Origin of the sequence: Neolewinella maritima, assembly GCF_923081025.1 — a bacterium.
GTDB classification, from domain to species: Bacteria; Bacteroidota; Bacteroidia; order Chitinophagales; family Saprospiraceae; genus Neolewinella; species Neolewinella maritima.
The window spans coordinates 194842-214012 of the sequence record NZ_CAKLPZ010000002.1; the positions used below are offsets into that span (position 1 = coordinate 194842).

11 protein-coding genes are annotated in these 19171 nt (G+C 62.3%); 5 read left to right on the plus strand and 6 right to left on the minus strand.

Going from position 1 to position 19171, the window contains the following annotated elements:
* Nucleotides 1-11 precede the first annotated feature (11 nt).
* Both MJQ68_RS09185 and MJQ68_RS09190 read right to left on the minus strand, forming a co-directional pair.
* Nucleotides 12-3065: a SusC/RagA family TonB-linked outer membrane protein gene (locus MJQ68_RS09185; protein WP_238750757.1), complete on the minus strand. Its 3054-nt coding sequence runs from the start codon at nt 3063-3065 to the stop codon at nt 12-14.
* A 248-nt stretch (nt 3066-3313) separates the two neighbouring features.
* Nucleotides 3314-4852: a M20/M25/M40 family metallo-hydrolase gene (locus MJQ68_RS09190; RefSeq protein ID WP_238750758.1), complete on the minus strand. Its 1539-nt coding sequence runs from the start codon at nt 4850-4852 to the stop codon at nt 3314-3316.
* 150 nt (nt 4853-5002) lie between these two features.
* Here MJQ68_RS09190 and MJQ68_RS09195 point away from each other — a divergent pair, with 150 nt between their 5' ends.
* On the plus strand, nt 5003-6100 hold the full coding sequence (locus tag MJQ68_RS09195; protein ID WP_264758998.1) for a Fic family protein: 1098 nt from the start codon (nt 5003-5005) through the stop codon (nt 6098-6100).
* 9 nt (nt 6101-6109) lie between these two features.
* Here the strand turns inward: MJQ68_RS09195 and MJQ68_RS09200 are convergent, their stop codons facing one another.
* The gene (locus MJQ68_RS09200; RefSeq protein ID WP_238750760.1) at nt 6110-7321 is read right to left on the minus strand and encodes an MFS transporter; all 1212 of its coding nucleotides are present in this window, start codon (nt 7319-7321) and stop codon (nt 6110-6112) included.
* Nucleotides 7322-7422: 101 nt separating this feature from the next.
* Nucleotides 7423-10710: a VPS10 domain-containing protein gene (locus MJQ68_RS09205; protein ID WP_238750761.1), complete on the minus strand. Its 3288-nt coding sequence runs from the start codon at nt 10708-10710 to the stop codon at nt 7423-7425.
* Between the two features lie 248 nt (nt 10711-10958).
* On the opposite strand from MJQ68_RS09205, the gene MJQ68_RS09210 reads away from it, so the two are divergent.
* The 3 genes from MJQ68_RS09210 (at nt 10959) to MJQ68_RS09220 (ending at nt 15519) form a co-directional block, all read left to right on the plus strand.
* Nucleotides 10959-13736, plus strand: a complete 2778-nt coding sequence (locus tag MJQ68_RS09210; protein ID WP_238750762.1) for a DUF7619 domain-containing protein — start codon at nt 10959-10961, stop codon at nt 13734-13736.
* 66 nt (nt 13737-13802) lie between these two features.
* Nucleotides 13803-14048 (plus strand): 4a-hydroxytetrahydrobiopterin dehydratase, encoded by a 246-nt coding sequence (locus MJQ68_RS09215; RefSeq protein ID WP_238750763.1) that lies wholly within the window; start codon nt 13803-13805, stop codon nt 14046-14048.
* On the plus strand, nt 14041-15519 hold the full coding sequence (locus tag MJQ68_RS09220; RefSeq protein WP_238750764.1) for a tetratricopeptide repeat protein: 1479 nt from the start codon (nt 14041-14043) through the stop codon (nt 15517-15519). The genes MJQ68_RS09215 and MJQ68_RS09220 overlap by 8 nt, the downstream gene beginning before the upstream one ends.
* Here MJQ68_RS09220 and MJQ68_RS09225 read toward each other — a convergent pair.
* Nucleotides 15516-16187: a polysaccharide deacetylase family protein gene (locus MJQ68_RS09225; RefSeq protein WP_238750765.1), complete on the minus strand. Its 672-nt coding sequence runs from the start codon at nt 16185-16187 to the stop codon at nt 15516-15518. The genes MJQ68_RS09220 and MJQ68_RS09225 overlap by 4 nt on opposite strands.
* Nucleotides 16188-16354: 167 nt before the next feature.
* On the opposite strand from MJQ68_RS09225, the gene gltX reads away from it, so the two are divergent.
* Complete coding sequence (gltX, locus tag MJQ68_RS09230) at nt 16355-17890, plus strand: glutamate--tRNA ligase (RefSeq protein WP_238750766.1); 1536 nt, start codon at nt 16355-16357, stop codon at nt 17888-17890.
* Nucleotides 17891-17907: 17 nt separating this feature from the next.
* Here the strand turns inward: gltX and MJQ68_RS09235 are convergent, their stop codons facing one another.
* A complete protein-coding gene (locus MJQ68_RS09235) occupies nt 17908-19125 on the minus strand; it encodes an HD domain-containing protein (RefSeq protein ID WP_238750767.1) in 1218 nt (405 codons plus the stop codon).
* Between the last annotated feature and the right edge of the window lie 46 nt (nt 19126-19171).

Sequence of the window (19171 nt, forward strand, 5' to 3'; positions counted from 1 at the left end):
GCGTGCGCGGATTAGAGTTTGACGTTGAGGCCCAGGGTGAAGGTGCGGGGGCGGGGGTACTGGAAGAAGAAGATATTTTGCCCCCACTGGTTACCGCCCCAGGAGGTGGCCTCCGGATCCAGGCCCTGGAACTCGTCCGCATGCACCACGAAGAGGTTCTGGGCCGAGACGTAGAAGCGCAGACTACCCAGTCCGAAGCGGTCCGTAGTGATGCTCGGCAGGTTGTAGCCCAGCGTGAAGGCGTTGCCCCGCAGGTAGGAGCCGGAGACGATCCAGTGGTCGTCGACCTGGCTGTTCTGCCCGGCGTAGGCCTGGTTGCGGATCTCCTGTACCATGGTGTTCTGGTTCTGCGGCGTCCAGCCCTCGGTGAGGATGGTACGCAGACCGTTGGCGATACCGGAGCGGTCCTCGGTGCTGTGGTAATACTGCTGCATGATGTCTACGCCGAGCACGAACTGCAGGTCTACCGTAAGGTCGAAGTTGCCGTAACTGAAGTTGTTGATGAAGCTGCCGGACCAGTCGGGCAGGCCCTTACCCAGGATCTTCTGTTCCTCCGACCGCTTGGCCTCGCCGGGCACCGCCCCCACTTCGCCGGCCTGCTCCACCTCGTCCGTGCCCCAGGTGCCCAGCCGCTCATACCCCCAGAAGGAGCTCAGGGACTCCCCCACCCGCAGGATGGTCTGGCTGCCGCTCACCCAGTACGGACCGGGGAAGATGTCCTCGTCGTTCTCCCCCAGTTTCTCGATGCGGTTCTTGTTGTAGTTGAAGTTCAGGGTAGAGTTCCAGCTGAAGGCGTCGTTGACGATGTTGGTCGTATTCAGCATCACCTCCACGCCGCGGTTGGATACCGCGCCGATGTTGTCCAGGATACCGCTGAAGCCGGTCGTCTGCGGGATCGGACGGCCCAGCAGCAGGTCGGTGGTCTTCTTGTAGTAGTAGTCCATCTCCAGGTTCACCCGGTAGTTGAGCAGGGCCAGGTTGAAGCCAATGTCGAACTGCTGCGTTTTTTCCCACTCCAGGTCAGGGTTGCCGAGGCGGTTGATGACGGTGCTGGTCTGCCGCTGCCCGTTCAGCAGCGTAGTCCCTGAGGAGAGGGTGGCCAGCGACTGGTAGGCAGCGATCTCCGTATTACCGGTGATGCCGAAGCTCGACCGCAGCTTGAGCTGATTAATCACGGGGTTATTCGCCAGGAAGTCTTCGTTGGATACCACCCAGCCGATCCCGATGGAGGGAAACACCCCGTACTGATTGTTCGCACCGAAGCGGGACGAGCCGTCCACGCGCCCGGTCAGCGTGAGCAGGTAGCGGTCGTTGTAGGAGTAGCCCCCGCGCAGGAAGTAGGAGTTTATCGTCCAGTCGTCGTAGAACGAGCTGGGCGCGCCGGGCTGACTGGCCGCCTGCAGACGGTTGAAGCGGAATAGGTCGTCCGCAAAGCCCTGCACCCCGATCCCGAATCCGTCGGCCGACCGCTTCTGCCAGCTCAGTCCGGCCACGCCGTTGATGCTGTGGGGGCCCAGTTGCTTGTTGTAGCTCAGGTAATTTTCCTGCTGCCAGTAGGTGAAGCGGTTCAGGTTCTGGCCAGCGAAGCCCAGGGGGGACGAGATATTGATCAGGTCGGGCGGACTGTAGTTCTGAAACAGCCGGTCCTGCTTATCGAAGCCGAACTGGGTACGGAGGTCCAGTCCGTCGGCCAGGTGGAACACCAGGTAGGCGTTGCCGAACAGCTGGGTGCGCTTGGCCAGGCGGTCCTGGGTTTCCAGCACGTGTACGGGGTTGGCCATGGCCTCCAGGTTGTAGGCGTCGGTGATGTCGCTGCTGTTGGCGTATTTACCGTCGGGGAAGCGGACCGGAAAGATGGGCGGCATCTCGATCATGGTGCGCCGGGGCAGCTGTCCGCCGCCGCCCTCCTCGAAGCTGTTCTCTTTGGTTACGTTGGTCAGAATGTTGAAGCCGAAGGTGAACCAGTCCCTGGGCGTACCCTCGTAGGCCACCTTGCCGTACAGCCGATCGAGGTAGTTGTTAAGCATGATGCCCTCCGTGCCGGTGTAGTTCAGGAATACGCCGTAGGAGGACGTACCCGTGCGCTGCTGGATCGACAGTTGGTGGCTGTGACTGACGGCCGTGCGGGTCGCCTCCTCCTGCCAGTCGGTATCGTACAGCGGGTTACCGTTCTGGTCGAACAGGTTGGGATCGTCGGTAGTGAAGACCGGATTGCTACCCTCCCGGTACTTGGGGGTGTTCTCCATACCGATACGCACCACCTCGAGCCACTCCCGGGCGTTAAGTACGTCCATCTTCTTGCGCAGGGTGCCGGCCGAGACGTAGCCATCGTAGCCCAGCACAATTCCCTCGGTGTTGGGGCCACGCCTGCTGGTCACCAGGATCACCCCGTTAGCGCCCCGCGAGCCGTAGATCGCGGTGGCTGAGGCGTCCTTCAGTATCTCGATACTCTTGATGTCGTTGGGATTGAGAAACTGAATGTCCTCCATCACCACGCCGTCCACTACGTAGAGCGGGGCCGAGCTGGAGTTGATGGTGCCTAGTCCGCGGATCAGCACGCGCGGACTCCCCGTAGGCGCGCCGGAATTAAGGAACACGTTCACACCGGCCACCCGGCCCTGCAGGCCCTGGATCGCGTTGGTGACGGGCGCCTTCAGTAGCTCCTCGGAGCCCACTACACCGATGGCCCCGGTCACGTCCGATTTTCGCTGGGTGCCGTAGCCCACGACCACTACTTCGGAGAGCGACTCCACGTCGGTGAGCATATCTACGTCGACGACCGTCTGGTTTTCCACCGGTACCTCCTGCGTCCCGTAGCCGATGGAACTGAATACCAAGGTTTGCGGTCCGTCGGGTACGGTGATGCTGTAGTTCCCTTCCGCATCCGTGACGGTGCCCGTGGATGTATCCTTCACCTTTACGGTCACCCCGATAAGGGTCTCACCGATGGAGGGGTCGAATACCCGGCCGGTCACGGTGCGCTGGGCCTGTAGGGTGAGGCTACCGCATATACACAGCAGTAGCAGCCATAGCCTCCCGGTGGGAAGTTTGTCGAGATTGCCCATCGATGTAAAATTTGGGTTAGGTAGTTGAGTGGAATATATACTAGCTTGATCGCTGGTACTTGTAATATATACTTTTGGGTCTATAAAATGAAAATTTGGGGATAAGAAATTTAAATCGGTTGCTGTAGTGGTTCTGGGCGGGGTCGCGGGTGCGGGGGGATACCGGGGCGCGAGGCGCTTCGGGAAAGTATTTCACTATTTATGCTGCGAGCTGTTGTTGCGCCGCCTTCGCACCTGCGACCGCGGCCTTACTGTATCGGCGTCACTAATACACCGATACATTCCAGTATACCCTCACGGAAGTTGCCCAGCCGCAGGTTCTCGTTCGGCGCGTGGATGCTGTTGTCCGGATTGGGGATGCGCAGCGATACCGCCGGCAGACCCAGCCGGTTTACGAACGGCCCCAGCGGCTGGGAGCCCCCGGTGGTGCGCATGCGGACCGGTTCCTTCCCCAGGGCGTGGCTTATAGCCGCCGTCAGCCAGCGATCGATGGGCGTACCCAGCGCGGTGCGGAAGGGTACGGAGCCCAGACTCGACGTGAAGGAGATCAGCTTTGGATACCGCAGCCGCTCCTCCTCGGTCGGCACGCTATCTACAAAGTGGTAGCCCTGTCCGGCAATGAACTGCCGCAGCAGCTCCACCTGCCGCTCCCCGGGCGTCTCCGGTACCAGCCGCATATCGATCTCGATGGTCACGCGATCGGGGATGAGCGTGCGCACTTCCTGTCCTACCCAGCCGGCCGCCAGTCCGCGTACGTTGAGACTGGGATACTGCAGCGCTTCCTGATAGGTATCGCCCAACGCCTCGTTCTCAGCAATACCCACCATGACGCGAATATCTTCCCGCGTCTCCGGCACCCGGTTCATCTCTAGCTTATCGGCCGCGGTCAGCTCCACCCCATCGTAAAAGCCGGGGATCATCACCCGCCCCTGCTCGTCCTTCAGCGCCGCCAGTAAGCGTGCCGCGGCGAAGACCGGGTTGGGCGCGAAGTTACCGTACTGTCCGCTGTGCAGGGCGGTCCGGGGTCCGAACACCTCCAGGGTGACCGTAGCAATACCCCGCGCTCCGAAGGTCAGCGTAGGCTCGTTCGATACGTGGCGGGTGCCGTCCAGGATGACCAGAAAGTCCGCCTCGAACAGTTCCCGCTGCGCCGCTACGGCCCCGGGCAGGTCGTCGCTACCGAGCTCTTCCTGAAAGTCCATGATCACCTTCACGTTGTAAGCGGGCGCTAATCCCTCCGCGGCCAGTACGTCCAGAGCGGTCAGGAAGGCTACGGCCGGCCCCTTCGAATCCGAGGCCGAGCGCGCGAACAGGCGCAGCTCCGGGTCATAGGGTATCCCGGTTGCTGCCGGAATAGGTGTGGGGACCGTAGCATACGTACCATCCGCCCCCTTGCGCTTATACACCACTTGGTAGGGATCAGGCTGATCCCAGGCGGCGGTATCTACGGGCTGACCGTCGATTTGCAGGTAAAACAGCACCGTGGGCAGGGCTGCATCGATCTGCCGCTCGGCAAACAGCAGTGGCATACCGGGCGTGGCGATGCGGGTGACGGCAAAGCCCTTATCCAAAAAGGTAGCCTTACACCAGGCCAGATTAGCCTCCACCTGCTCGGGGTAGTGGCCGTCGTTCGGTATAGCCAGAAATTCAGTCAGCTGGGCCAGGGCCGCAGGCAGGGCGGCGTCGGTAAGGCGGACGATCTCCTCCCGGGGGAGGGGTTGCGCCCGCACACTCCCCACTACGGTCAACAGGAGCAAGTAAGCGAAGCAGCGTTGAAGTAGCGTCATTGGGGTAGTGGCTGGGTGGGCTAGTGAAGATAGGCCGTCCGGGAATGCGGTAGGGTAAACCTCCCTGGCACCGGGGCTGACACGATTATACTGGGCTAATCGTGTCAATTTTACTACATTTGACACGATTACACTAACCCGCAGTAGCTTATGTATAATTGGGAGTATCCTAGGTGGCCGCTGTTTGAGTTTGATCAGGATACTTACGTAGTGCAGCTCAGACAGTATACGGAGAGAGTAGACCGACTATTAGGGCGTATTCAGGGGCTACCAGCGAAGGATCATGATGCCTACTTCCTTGAAAGGCTGGTCGAGGAGGCTGCAACTACTTCACGCATTGAAGGATACACTCTAAGCAGGCAGGATCTTATGTCCTCCGTACTAAATAACCTGAATCTCGGGAGTGCAACGAATCAAGTTAAGGACCTTCGTGCGCGGGCGATCGGACAGCAGATTGTACTGAACCGGGAAACGTTTACCAGGCCGCTCACCGAGACCGCCCTCAAGTACTGGCACGAGCTGCTACTTGGGTACGATACTACACTTAAGGTGACGGGTGACTACAGACAGGGCACCTCCCCCATGCGCATAGTAAGCGGCCCCGAGTACAAGCAAGTGATCCATTTCATCGCACCTCCGGCCAATCGGGTTGCGGTAGAGATGGAAGGGTTTATCGCGTACTGTAATAGCACCTACCCCCCCGGTATCCACCCTGTACTCAGCGCTGGAATCGCGCACCTCTACTTCGAAAGCATCCACCCCTTCGAGGACGGTAATGGACGTATCGGTCGGGCGATCCTGGAGAAAATGCTATCACAGCAACTGGGTACGTTCATTCCCTTCAGTATATCTCACAGTATCGAAGCGCGGCGCAAGGCATACTATGTAGCACTAAACACGTCCCAAACTACGCTGGACATCACCTCCTGGCTCAATTACTTCTGTGAAGTACTCCTTGAAGCTATCGACTATGCCGATAGCTTAGTGGATTTCACCCTCCATAAGCAGACCTATTTCAATGAGTTCGCTACCCAGCTAGATCCCCACCATCGCAAGGCCATCGACAAGCTGTTCGCCGCCGGCCCCGCCGGCTTCCAGGGAGGCATGAGTACCCGCAAATACATGTACATCAATCGCGTATCCCAGGCCACCGCCGCCCGCGCCCTCCGCTACCTGACTAGTATCGGTGCCCTTACCCGACACGGCTCTGGCCGCAGCACCCACTACCTCCTCCCCCAATCCACTTAACCACCCCCCCTAGGCCGCAGGCCGCCGCCCGACCCCATACTCCACCCAGGCCAGCGCAAAGCAACAGCCCCCGTACCCCAGCAGCACCCCCAGCCAGGCCTCCACGCCCCAGCGCAGACCGTAGCTGAACACGATCGGAGCCGCCGCCGAGCTCACCACCACGAACAGCCGCACCGTACTCTTGATGCTCCCCAGAAAGCGGGGACCGTAGCGCTCCGCCCACAACGCCGGCATCATTACTGCATCCGTACCCGCACTGGCCCCGAATAGCCCGAAGAATACCGGCACCACCCAGCCGTAGGGAACGAATAATAGTAGCAACAGCCCCACCACCGCAGGCACCAGCGCAAAGCGCAGCAGCGTAGCCGGACCCAACCGATCGATCAGATCCCCCCCAAAGAGCAAGAATACCACCCGCACCAGCCCGTAAGTACTCAGCCCGTAGGCCATCAGCTCCGCGGTAAAGCCCCGCTCGGCCGCGATCACCGACTGATTAAAGACCAGCCCAGTGAACACGAAGGGAATAAAGAGTACCAGCGGCAGAATGAGCCGAAACCGGCGATCCTTCAGCACCTGCGTCCGCGACCAACTGGCTACCTGCGTCGCGTCTGTATCGCCCGCCGCCTGCAGCTGGGCCTCTGCGACCGTATCCGCGCGCTGAAAGTCGTCGTAGCGCCGCACCAGCAGCCACACCCCCGGCAGGAACAGCAACAGCACCGCCCCACCCGCCAGGGCCCATACCAGCCCGTAGCCGTAGGCCAGGATCGCGTAGGTCACCAGCGGCGGTAGGATCACCTCCGCCACTGAAAGTCCGATCAGTGAGAGCGACAGCGCCCGCCCCCGCCGCGCATCGAAGTAGCGCCCGATGGTCGTAGACCCGATGAGCGGCAGCACGCCCTGCCCCCCGCAGCGCACGATGAACAGGCCCACCGCCACCAGCGCAAAGGTCGGCGACCACGCCAGCAGGGCCGTACCGAGCAGCAGGGCCACGCCCACCGCCGTACTCACGTAGCGCACCCGCCCGCGGTCGATCTGCTTACCGATCAGGGGGAGCAGGAAGGCTGCCACCAGCGTCACCGTAGAATAGAGCCCGGCAAAGGTGGTCTCCGCCCAGCCCAGGGAGGTCGTCATCTGCGCTACGAAGAGGCTGATGAAGAAGGTCTGCCCGATGGCCGAAAAGAAGAAGTGGAGAAAGCCGAAGCCTAGGTAGCGAGGGTTCAAGGCGAGGGGTGGTCAAGGGGTTAGGGGGATAAGGGGTTAGGGGGTTAAGGAAGTATGAGGGTAAGGCCGCCTTAACCCCATTACACCCTAACCCCTTGCTATCACTCGAGCCCCTGGAAAAACCCTAGCTCCGCTGCGTCCACTTCCTGTTGGTAGCCGGCGAAATCTTCGGCGAAGAAGGTGTCCACCTCTGCGACAAAGTCGTCCGCACCGGCGCGGAACTGCTGGAGCATCAACTGCGCCATCTGGCTGGGTGAGCCCTCGACCTGACTGATGTAGCTGCGGGCACCATACAGTTTGGACTGCAGGTTGGTCGGGTTGCGCTGGATGCCTTTCTGTCCATCGGGGTCCATAAGGATCTCCTCCAGCTGATCGATCTGCTTGACGATCTCCTTGCCGCGCTTGGTGAGGGTGTCTTTGGTAGCCTCGGGGGCATCGGTGAGTACGCCATCGACCCGCTTGATGCTCTTGCGGGCGTCCTGCAGGCGATCGAAGGCGGTCTTCACGCGGGTGATCTCCGTTTCCAGCTCGGCGGCCAGGGCATTGCGCTGGGTGTAGCGGCCGCTGCCCTGGAAGGTGTCGCGGGGGTCGGCGGCGATGGTCACTACGGTTGAATCCACATGATCTCCGTAGGTCATCAGGATGCGGTAGGTGCCGGGTACGACGGGCAGACCGCTGGGCAGGTCGGCGTCTTCCTTGCGCTCGCGGCGGCTGGGCATCTCCATGCCGTCGGCACGCATGTTCCAGGCGCTGCGGTTCATGCCCCACTTGGGCTTTTCGGTATAGGTGCGGATGGTGTCGCCGGACTGCAGGTCGATGACCTGAACCTTCACCTTGTTTTTGGGGGCGGGGATGGTCTCGATCTCATCGTCCTGGGTGCGATAGGCCTGCTCGACGCTGCCCGTCTCGCGGGCGGGGATATCCTCCTTGATCTCGGGGGCTATCATGGTGTACTCGGTCATGCGGGAAAGGTCGACGGTGTCCGATACCTCGCCGGGGCCGCCGGGGCGCACCCAGTAGGTGAGCAGGGCACCATCGGGCCGGTCCGTACCCTGAAACTGCCCCTGGGCGTAAAAGCGGGTGCCCTGGTAGGAGCGGCTTTCGTACTGGTACGCGTTCGGGGCGGGGAAGACGGCGAAGGAATCTTGCAGCATCTCCGGGCCGCGCTTGGCCATTTCCCGGAAGGGGCGGATATCGTCCATGATGTAGATCGCCCGCCCGAAGGTGCCCACAATCAGGTCGTGCTCGCGGGGGTGAATCTTGAGGTCGATGGTGGAGACGTGGGGATAGTCGGCGTCGAAACGCGTCCAGTTGTCGCCGTAGTCGAGGCTATACCACAGTCCCTGGTCGGTGCCCAGGAAGAGCAGGTTCTCCTGCACTGGGTCCTGCACGATGGCCTGGGCGTGACCGCTGACCTTGTCTTCATCCACGATCTGGGTGAAGCTGCCGCCGTAGTTGCTGGTGTGGTAGACCATCGGGCGGGTATCGCCGCGGCGGTAATCGTTGACCACGATAAAGGCCTCGCCCGGATTGATCGGTGAAGATTCGATGTAGCCGATCCAGCTGCCGGGGGTCATACCGGGCAGGCGGGCGGTGAGATCGGTCCAGCTGCCGCCGCCGTTGCGGGTCACGTGCAGGCGCCCGTCGTCGCTACCGACCCAGAGGGTGCTGTCGCCCAGGGCGTACTCGATCCGCTCGGGCACGATCGTAAGCAGGGTGGTGTGGTTCTCGGCCTGGGTGGCGTCGATGGTGAGGCCGCCGCTGATGGCCGAGCGCTGCAGACTGGTATCGTTGGTGGTGAGGTCGGGGCTGATGATCTCCCAGTTCATGCCTCCGTCCGTGGTCTTGTGCACGTACTGACTGCCCATATAAATGGTATTCGCATCCGTGGGCGACTGAGCGATCGGGGCGTTCCAGTTGAAGCGCAGGAACTCCCCGTCGGGGTGCACGGGCCGGATAAAGGTCGTCTTGCCCGTAGGCCGGTGCACGGTGCCGAGGTAACCGCCCTGACTGGCCGCGTACACCACGTCGGGCTCGTCGGGCTTGAAGATCATGTCGAAGCCGTCGCCGAAAAAGACCTCCTGCCAGTCGGCATCCGTGATACCGCCGGATTTTAGTCCCTGACTGGGGCCGACCCAGCTACCGTTGTCCTGCATGCCGCCGCCTACGAGGTAGGGGTAGCTCATGTCGTAGGCGATGTGGTAGAACTGCCCCACCGGCAGGTTCTGGGCAAAACGCCAGGTATCGCCACCGTCGTGGCTGATGTTGAGTCCGCCGTCGTTGCCGTCGATGATGTAGTCGGGGTTCTCCGGGTCGATCCAGAACGAGTGGTGGTCGGGGTGCACGTTGTTGCCGTAGTTGGCGATCTCGTTAAAGGTATTGCCGCCATCTTCCGAGCGGCTCACGTAGGTAGCGATGTGAAACACCCGGTTCTCGTTCTGCGGGTCGACGTAGATCTCGGCGTAGTAGAAGGGACGGTCGCCCACGTTCTTCTTGGTCACCAGACTGAAGGTCTTACCGCCGTCGGTGCTCTTGTAGAGTCCGTTGTCTTCAGTCTCTTCCACCAGGGCGTAGACGATGTTCGGCTTATTGGCGGCGATGGCCAGACCGATACGGCCGAGGTTGCCCTTGGGCAGTCCGTCCTTTGCGGTGCGGCGTGTCCAATTGTCGCCGCCGTCGGTCGTCACCCAGATACCCGAGCCGGGGCCGCCCGAATTGAAGTAGTCGGGGTCGCGGTCGAAGGTCCAGGTCGCGGCGATCAGCTTATTGGGGTTGGTGGGGTCCATGACCAGTTCCGCAATACCGGTGCCCTGGTCGATGTAGAGCACTTTGTCCCAGTTCTTGCCGCCATCGGTGGTGCGGTACACCCCACGTTCGGGATTCGGGGCCCACATATTGCCGAGGGCACCGACGTAGACCGTATTCGGGTCGGTCGGGTGGGGGTGGATGCGGTAGATGGCCTTCGTGTCCTCCAGGCCCATCAGCTCCCAGTGTTCGCCGCCGTCGAGGCTGCGGTAGATGCCGCCGCCGTAGTTGGCCGAGTTGCGGGGGTTGCCCTCGCCGGTACCGGCCCAGACGATGCTGGGGTTGGCCTCGCTCACCGCTATCGCGCCGATCGACAGGTGCTTCTGCTCGTCGAACAGGGGCCGGAAGCTGGTCCCCCCGTTCTCGCTCATCCATAGGCCACCCGAGGCGGTGCCGACGTAGATTTTGTCCTTATCCACGGGGTGCACGTCGATGCCCGTCACCCGACCCGACATACCGGCCGGACCGATGGGGCGCGGCGCCAGCGCCTTCCAGTGATCTTTATCCAGGTTTTGCTGGGCGTGCAGCAGGGCGGGGCCGCAGGTGCAAAAAAGTAGAGCTAGAAGCGGGGCGAGGTAACGCATACGTGGTGGGGTAAGGGGCTAAGATACGGAGGTCTCGCAAAGCGATCCGGTCGGCAGGGCCTGCATCCCTCCCCCTACTGTCGGGCGGATCCCACTACCCATGGGTCGGAAGTCCGGAAGAATAACCCAATAATCCACCCGGGAGAGCGTTTTATCCCTACGCCAAAAAGTACGGGTGATAAAAGCGGTTTTTACCGCGATCGACCCCAGACGGCTCCCTTTCTAGATCCCTATAGTCCCATCTATTGATGAAGCTTTACCACCTGTGTTTTACCCTTCTACTGCCCTTCTTTGTCGCCGGGCAGACTATTCCCTACCAGCTCGATTACCTCGACGTCAACCCCGATAAACAGGGCGCTGACATTCTGGAACTCTCCGCCATCGGCAGCCGCATCTACTGGGGCACCGAGGGCGACGTGAACTACCTCTCCACCGGCTCGGCCGAGTCCACCTTCAGCTTCCAGGGCGGGGTGGGCCTGCGCGACGGTATCGAGCCCCTGGGCCACATCGGCAACCTCTACTACTTCCACTACCGCGACAGCAACGACCGGGGCTACAACATCGTCGTCAACGCCATCGTGCCCATCCCCGAGGTGCTCGAACTGCCCCTGCTGGAGGATGAGAAGTGGACCCACACCGCACCCGTCATGGCCAACGAAAAGCTCTACGCCGTGCGCGAACGCAACGACCGCAGTACCAGAAGCCACATCGTACAGCTCATCGAGACCGACCTGGCCACCGAGGCCAGCACGATCGTAGTGGCCGATACCGTGACCTACAGCAACTACCCCGTCACCAAGAGTATGGTTGCCGACGGCGACCTGGTCTACTATACCCGCCCCCAGGCCGGCGGCGTAGGTCCGGCCAGCTATAATGCCAGCACCGCCGTAGTCACCGATCTGGGCACCTTCCCCTCCCCCGCCTACCTCAACTACGAGCGGGTGGGTAACTATACCCTCCTGCGGTACCGGCAGCAGGGTAACTACTACGGCGACACCTACTTCCTCACGCCCACCGGCACCGGCGACCAGATCCCCGGAGGAATCCTCCGCGACCAGTCCGTGGCCCTCACCGACGCCCTGGTCAGCGTAGATACGAACGGAGCACTACTAGCCTATTACTATGCCGATGGCTCCTCCGCCCTACTAGCAGACCTGGGCACCGAAGACAATGACAATCCCCGCCTGTTCCAACTGACCGACGACGAACTGCTCTTCTACCAGCTCAGCAGCGGCGGAGCCTGGACCGTGGCCCGCACCGATGGCACCACCGCCGGTACCCGCTCTACCGCCACCCTGCCCAACACCAGCACCAGCGGCCCCGCCCAGACGGTACGCCTCGGTGCCTACGTCGCCCTCAGCTCCACCAACCAGCCGGTCTACATCTACGACCCCCGCAACGACGACCTGCAGGAGGTAGCCGCCAACTTCAACCTCGTGGGCCCCAACCCACCGCTGGCCTCCCTCGGCGACCGGCTCTACTTCGCCGCCATCGCCCCGGGGCGCGGCGAGCAGCTCCACTACCTCACCATCGACAACCAGCGCACCCTCAGCGGTACCGCCTTTACGGACGAGAACGGCAACGGCGTACAGGATACCGATGAGACCGGCATCGCCAACCTGATGATCACCGTGGAAGGCACCGACGGAAAGAATTTCCTCACCACCGATTCGGCGGGGCACTACGCCCTGGCCGTCCTCGATGGCGAGACCTACACCGTCACGGCCTACCAGCCCGACTGCTACGTCCGCACCACCGCCGCGGATAGCTACACCGTCACCGTACCCACCGATCCACACCAGGCGATCGACTTCGGCTACGCCCTGCAGGACGGTGCCGCCGACCTGACGCTCTACTTCAGCGCCGGCCGGGTGCGCTGCAACACCAAGGCCCCCTTCTGGATCACGGTGCGCAACGACGGCTGCCTGCCCCTGGCCGGCACCGCTACGGTCAAACTTCAGGACAACGTAAGCTTCGTATCCGTCAACCGCGACTCGGTCATGCTGACTGACAGCACCATCACCTTCACCTTCGACACCCTGCAGCCCGGTGAGCTGTACCACAATGCCATGAAGCTGCAGATGCCCAGCGAGGACTTCGCCGGCGACACTATTGTCCTGGCCGGGACCGCGGGTGCCAGTTTTCAGGAAGGTATCGCGGTGACCGATACGGTGAACTTCGAGACCATCCTGCGCTGTGCCGTCGACCCCAACGACAAGGCCGTCTTCCCCTTCCGGGCCGATAGCACCCACAGCAACTACACCCAGGCCGGCGAAACCCTGCGCTACACCATCCGCTTCGAGAACATGGGCAACGATACGGCCTTTGCGGTACGCATCGAGGACCAGCTCTCCGAGCACCTCGACGGCACTACCCTGCGGCCCATCGAGGCCAGCCACCCCTACGAGCTGAAGCTATCCGACCAGGGCCTGCTGACCGTCAACTTCCCCGGTATCGAGCTGGTCGACTCCTCAGTGGATGCCGCCGCCAGTCAGGGTTTCGTGGTCTTCGAGATCCAGCCTATGGCGGAGCTGCCCGAGATGACCCGCATCGAGAACACCGCCGGCATCTTCTTCGACTTCAACCGCCCCGTGATCACCAATACGGTCGTATCCACCATCGTGAGCGATCTGGACAAGGACGACGACGGCGTATACTTCTGGGAAGACTGTGACGACAACGACGCCAGCATCTCCCCCTTCGCCAAGGAGATCCCCGAGAACGACGTGGATGAGAACTGCGATGGCATCATCGAAAAGACCGTATCCACCATCCAGGTACTCTCCGGCACCCTGGAGGTATACCCCAACCCGGCGGGCCGCTGGTTGCAGCTGCGCTACTCGCAGTCGGCCGCACTGCGCGCTACCCTGGTGGATGCTACCGGACGCCAGCTGCTCACCACCTCCTTCACCGGCGAACTGCAACTGGCGGTAGACCGCTACCCCGCCGGCGTGTACCTGCTGCGGGTCGAGGACCCTGCGACCGGCGAGGCCGGGCAGCGGCGGATCGTGCTGCGGGGCCACTAGGTAATCGGGGGGCCGAGCTTGCGCACCTGCGGCCGCGCCCCCCGTTACACCTGCTAAAGCCCTAACATGTCCTGGACCCACACCGACGACGCCCTGCACCACGACTTCCAGTTTGCCGACTTCCGGCAGGCCTTCGCCTTCATGACCGAGGTAGCCTTTGCCGCCGAGGCCGCCAACCACCACCCCAACTGGTCGAACGTGTACAACAACGTCACGATCAGACTGACCACCCACGACGCCGGCAATACCGTGACGGATAAGGATCGAAAGCTCGCCGAGCGGATCGACCATATCTTTGCGCGCTATGCGTAAGGTATTTCTGCTTTGCACGCTCCTGTGGAGCTCACTGACTGTCGGGGGTACGGTGGAATACCGCTATGTGCTCAGTCCGGAAGTCCGGGCGGTGTATACCGACGTCATGACCCTGGAGCTGGACCTGGCCGAGGCCGGCATCAGCCGCCTTAAACGGACCGAGCCGCGCAATCTGGCAGCCTACCACCTGGAGAGCTACGTGGATTTCTTCCGGCTCTACCTGACGGGTGATGAAAGCCTGGACGGACTGCTCGCCGAGCGCTTCGACCGCCGCATCGAATGGCTGGAGCGGGGCGACGAAAGCTCGCCCTACCACCGCTATGCCCTGGCCGAGGTCAGGCTGCACCGCAGCCTGATCGACCTACGCTTCGAGCGGCACCTGGCGGCCTTTCGCCACCTCAACCGGGCGCACAAGGAACTTCGCGATAATGCGGAAGCTTTTCCCGACTTCCTACCGACCTATAAGGACCTAGGCCTGCTGCATGCTGCCGTGGGGGCCATCCCGCCGCAGTACAAGTGGGGGGTAGAGTTGTTTTCCTCGCTCAGCGGCAGTATCGCGCAGGGCCGGGAAGAACTGCGGCGCGCGCTGGCCGATGTGGATAGTCCCTTCCACCTAGAGACCCAGGTGCTGTACGCCTTCATGGAGCTGCATCTGGCTGACCGGCCCGATCATGCCTACCGCACCGCAGGCCAACTTCAGCTCGATCCGGCGAACAACAAGCTACACTGCTTCGTGCTGGCCTCCCTGGCCATGCGCAGCAACCGCAATGCCGAGGCGATCCGCCTACTGGAACGGCAGCGACGGGGTGGGACGGCGGCGGACTTCCCCTACCTGGATTTCCTGCTCGGCCAGGCCAAATTGAGAGATCTGAACGCACAGTCGCGGGTGCACTTTCAGTCGTTCCTGCTCCGCTATGCCGGCCGCCACTTCCGGGAGGAGGCGATCCAGAAGATCGCCTGGTCGTACCTCCTGGAGGGTGACGCGCCGGGCTACCACCGGGCTATGGCCGAGATCAGCGGTGGTAGTCGGGCCGGTGGAGACGAGAGTGCCGCCCGGGAAGCCGCCAGTGACCGGTCGCCTCATCTGGGGCTGCTGCGTGCCCGTCTGCTCTTCGACGGGGGCTACTTCGATCGGGCGCGCACGGAACTGAACGCTATCTCCCTAAATAACCTGACAACGGACGAGCAGCTGGAGCACCACTACCGGACCGGGCGGGTGCTGGGGGGCCTGAAGGAGTATACCGGAGCCCTATCGTTCTACGCGCGCACCATCGCGCTGGGCCGGGCGAACCCGGCCTACTATGCCTGCAATGCCGCCCTTCAGGCGGGGCTGGTGGAAGAGAAGCGGGGGCATCCCGTGGCGGCGAAGAAGTACTTTCAGACCTGTCTGGACCTGGAGCCCGCCGAATACCGCACCGGCCTGCACATGCTGGCCAAGGCGGGGCTAGACCGATTGGCCTCGGCGTCTTAGGCCGTCTTGAGTTGCACGTCGCTCAGGGCGGCGGGCTGGGTGAGTAGCTCGGGCGTGAGCCGGTCGAATACGTAGCCCAGCTTGTGGTAGTGGGCCAGCAGACGGGGCAGGACGTTGCGGACCTTCTCCTCAGCCTTGAGGCTGTCGTGCAGCACGACGATGCTGCCGGGGCGGGCGTTATTGACCACATTATCGAAGCAGTCGTCGGGCGTGAGCTCGGGATCGAAGTCACCGCTGAGTACGTCCCACATCACGATCTCGTAGTGGCGCTGCAGGAACTGGGCCTGACTGGGCTTGAGCCGGCCGTAGGGGGGGCGGAAGAGGGTGGTCTTGAGCTGCTTGGCGCAGTGGCGCACGTCGTGGAAGTAAGGGACGTTGTCGGTCTTCCAGCCATCGAGGTGGTGCATGGTGTGGTTGCCTACGGTATGGCCGGCATCGACGACGGCCTGCAAGACGCTGGAGTAGCGCCGCACGTTGTTTCCTACACAGAAAAAGGTGGCCTTGGCATCGTACTGGGCGAGCTGTTCGAGCACCCAGGGCGTGAGCTGTGGGATGGGACCGTCATCGAAGGTCAGGTAAAGGGTAGGCTGTGCCGTGGCGTGCTCGGCGCGCCAGTGGAAGGTGGGGAACAGCTTCTGAATTACCCGGGGTGTTTTGATGAGGTACATGTGTCTGTGTTCATAGGGGGGCTAGCTACTTTGGGGGGGCTGAACTACCTTTGCGGCCATCAGGACCAGCGGCGGTTTGTCAGGTACTTAGTAAACGTTTTTGCGCCTGTTTCTGCTGCTTCCCCAAATATTATTTTACCGGCGACTGTCCGCCCAATTACACTACTATGTCTACCGTCCGCGTGCGTTTCGCTCCCTCACCCACCGGAGCCCTACATATCGGCGGGTTGCGCACGGCGCTGTACAACTACCTGTTCGCCCGCAAGAGCGGTGGTGTATTCGTGCTCCGCATTGAGGATACCGACCAGAAACGCTACGTCGCCGGCGCGGAGGACTACATCGTAGAGGCCCTGCAGTGGGCGGGGATCAGCCCGGACGAGGGCCCCGACCTGGGTGGGGCGCACGGTCCGTACCGACAGAGCGAGCGGCGGGACACCTACCGCAAGTACACCCAGCACCTGCTGGATGCCGGTCAGGCCTACTACGCTTTCGATACCGAGGCCGAGCTCGATCAGCGGCGGGAAGCCGAAAAGGCGGCGGGCAACCACAACTTCCGCTACGATGCCATGACCCGCGAGGGCATGCGCAACAGCCTCAGCCTCAGCAAGGTCGAAACCGAGCAGCTGCTCGCAGCAGGCACACCCTACGTGGTACGCCTGCGGGTAGACCCCGGACACACCGTACACATCCAGGATATCGTGCGCGGCGACGTAGCCTTCCAGAGCGAAGAGGTAGACGACAAGGTGCTGATGAAGGCCGACGGACTACCTACCTACCACCTAGCCAACGTAGTGGACGATCACCTGATGGAGATCAGCCACGTGATCCGCGGCGAGGAGTGGCTGCCCAGCACGGCCCTGCACGTGCTGCTGTACCGGGCCTTTGGCTGGGAGAAGACCATGCCGCAGTTCGCCCACCTGCCCCTGCTGCTCAAGCCCACGGGTAAGGGCAAGCTCAGTAAGCGCGATGGACAGCAATTGGGCATCCCGGTTTTTCCCCTGGACTGGAAGACCGAAGACGCCGAAGAAAAGCTGTCCGGCTTCCGGGAGGCCGGCTTCCTCCCCGAGGCTACCATCAACTTCCTGGCCTTCCTGGGCTGGAACCCGGGGACGGAGCAGGAAGTCTTTAGTCTGCCCCAACTCATCGAAGCCTTTGACTTGGACCGTATCAACAAGAGCGGCGCGCAGTACGACTTCGACAAGGCCAGGTGGTACAATCAGCAGTACCTGATCGCCAGTAGCGCGCAGGAGCTGGCCCCACGGGTGCAGGAGCAGTACGCCGCCCACGGCCGGTCGATCACGCTGGAGCAGGCCGGCCGGATCGCGGACCTGCTGAAGGAGCGGGTGCACGTACTACCCGAATTCTACACCCAGGGCCGCTACTTCGTGGAGCGCGTAGGCGTGACCGACGAGAAGATGGCCCGCAAGAAGTGGAAGCCCGCCCTGCGGCCGGCCTTCGAACGGCTGCGCGAGCGGCTGGCGCAGCTAGACGACTGGCAGGCCCCCGCGATCAAGGCCGCTACCCTGGCCTTCATGGAAGCCGAGGAGCTGGGCTTCGGAGCCGTACTGCCCGTACTCCGGCTAGCGGTGAGCGGCACGACCAACGGACCCGATGCCTTCGCGATCCTGGAAACCGTGGGACAGGAGGAAGTGCTGGCGCGGCTCAGTGCGGGGTACGATGCGATGGACGAGTTAAAATCGTAAGCTCGGCGGACGACGGGCTACCCCAGCTTAGGATAGCACAAAAAGTACTTCGTGAACACCCGCGGCGTGATGCCGAAGTCACTGACCTGCGACATGGGCACTACCTCGTCTTCTTTGGTACAGACCATGATCTCCTCCTTAGTGAGGGTATAGGCGCTGTTGGTCTCCTTGCCCTGAATGATCAGGTGCTCGGCGGCGGTGGCCGGCAGGCCCGCACGTCCGTCGAGGCTTTGCCGTATATCCTCGACGTAGTCCGGCGAGAAGGGGGCGTCGCTGAATTCCAGGCGGAATAGCCGGCGGTTGACCAGTCCGCGGCTCAGGTAGCTGAGCAGGGGGTCGGGGTGCTGCTGCCAGGTCTTGACGGCGGTGCTGATGTCGGTATCGTCGAGGGCGGCAAAGCAGTCGAGCAGCTCGTCGCGGCGCGCGCGGAAGTCTTCGCCGCCGATGTGGTGCTCGAGGAAGTAGGCCAGGGACGGCGGGGCCCAAAGTGGGGTACCGGATGCGGTCAGCGCCCGGGCCCGCCGTAGGATCAGGCGCAGCATCTGCTCGGCGGCCACCACGGTCTTGTGCAGGTACACCTGCCAGTACATGATGCGGCGGCTGGTGAGGAAGCGCTCTACGCTGTACACACCTTTCTGCTCTACGACGAGGCGGTCGTCCACTACGTTGAGCATCTTGATGATGCGGTCGTAGCCGATCACGCCCTCGGCCACCCCGGTGAAGTAGCTGTCGCGGTTGAGGTAGTCGAGGCGGTCCATATCGAGCTGTCCGCTTACGAGCTGGTGCAGGAAGTGCTTTTTGTACTTGCCCCGAAAGACCTTGATGGCCAGTTTCAGCCGGCCGTCGAACGCCTCGTTGAGCCGCTGCATGAACAGCAGACTGAGCGCCTCGTGGTGGGCGTCGATCAGGGTGTTCTCCAGGGTATGGGAGAAGGGGCCGTGGCCTATGTCGTGCAGCAGGATGGCGATCATGACGGCCTCGGCCTCCCGCTTATTGATCTTTACGCCCTTGGCCCGCAGGCTCGCTACGGCCTGCTGCATGAGGTGCAGGGCGCCCAGGGCGTGGTGGAAGCGAGTGTGCAGGGCACCGGGGTAGACGTAGTGGGTGAGGCTGACCTGCTTGATGTTGCGCAGGCGCTGGAAGTAGGGGTGCTCCACCAGGTCGAACAGGATGCCGTACGGGATGCTGATGAAGCCGTAGACGGGATCGTTGAGGATCTTCTGTTTTTTCTCCATGGGTGTGGTGCTGGTGGAAGGTCGGGGGGATTAATTTGTTCGCCCC

Excerpts from the sequence above, each read along its gene's own strand:
- MJQ68_RS09185 (WP_238750757.1), bottom strand. The coding sequence starts at position 3,065 with ATGGGCAATCTCGACAAACTTCCCACCGGGAGGCTATGGCTGCTACTG.
- MJQ68_RS09190 (WP_238750758.1), bottom strand. The coding sequence starts at position 4,852 with ATGACGCTACTTCAACGCTGCTTCGCTTACTTGCTCCTGTTGACCGTA.
- MJQ68_RS09195 (WP_264758998.1), top strand. The coding sequence starts at position 5,003 with ATGTATAATTGGGAGTATCCTAGGTGGCCGCTGTTTGAGTTTGATCAG.
- MJQ68_RS09205 (WP_238750761.1), bottom strand. The coding sequence starts at position 10,710 with ATGCGTTACCTCGCCCCGCTTCTAGCTCTACTTTTTTGCACCTGCGGC.
- MJQ68_RS09210 (WP_238750762.1), top strand. The coding sequence starts at position 10,959 with ATGAAGCTTTACCACCTGTGTTTTACCCTTCTACTGCCCTTCTTTGTC.
- MJQ68_RS09215 (WP_238750763.1), top strand. The coding sequence starts at position 13,803 with ATGTCCTGGACCCACACCGACGACGCCCTGCACCACGACTTCCAGTTT.
- MJQ68_RS09220 (WP_238750764.1), top strand. The coding sequence starts at position 14,041 with ATGCGTAAGGTATTTCTGCTTTGCACGCTCCTGTGGAGCTCACTGACT.
- MJQ68_RS09225 (WP_238750765.1), bottom strand. The coding sequence starts at position 16,187 with ATGTACCTCATCAAAACACCCCGGGTAATTCAGAAGCTGTTCCCCACC.
- gltX (WP_238750766.1), top strand. The coding sequence starts at position 16,355 with ATGTCTACCGTCCGCGTGCGTTTCGCTCCCTCACCCACCGGAGCCCTA.
- MJQ68_RS09235 (WP_238750767.1), bottom strand. The coding sequence starts at position 19,125 with ATGGAGAAAAAACAGAAGATCCTCAACGATCCCGTCTACGGCTTCATC.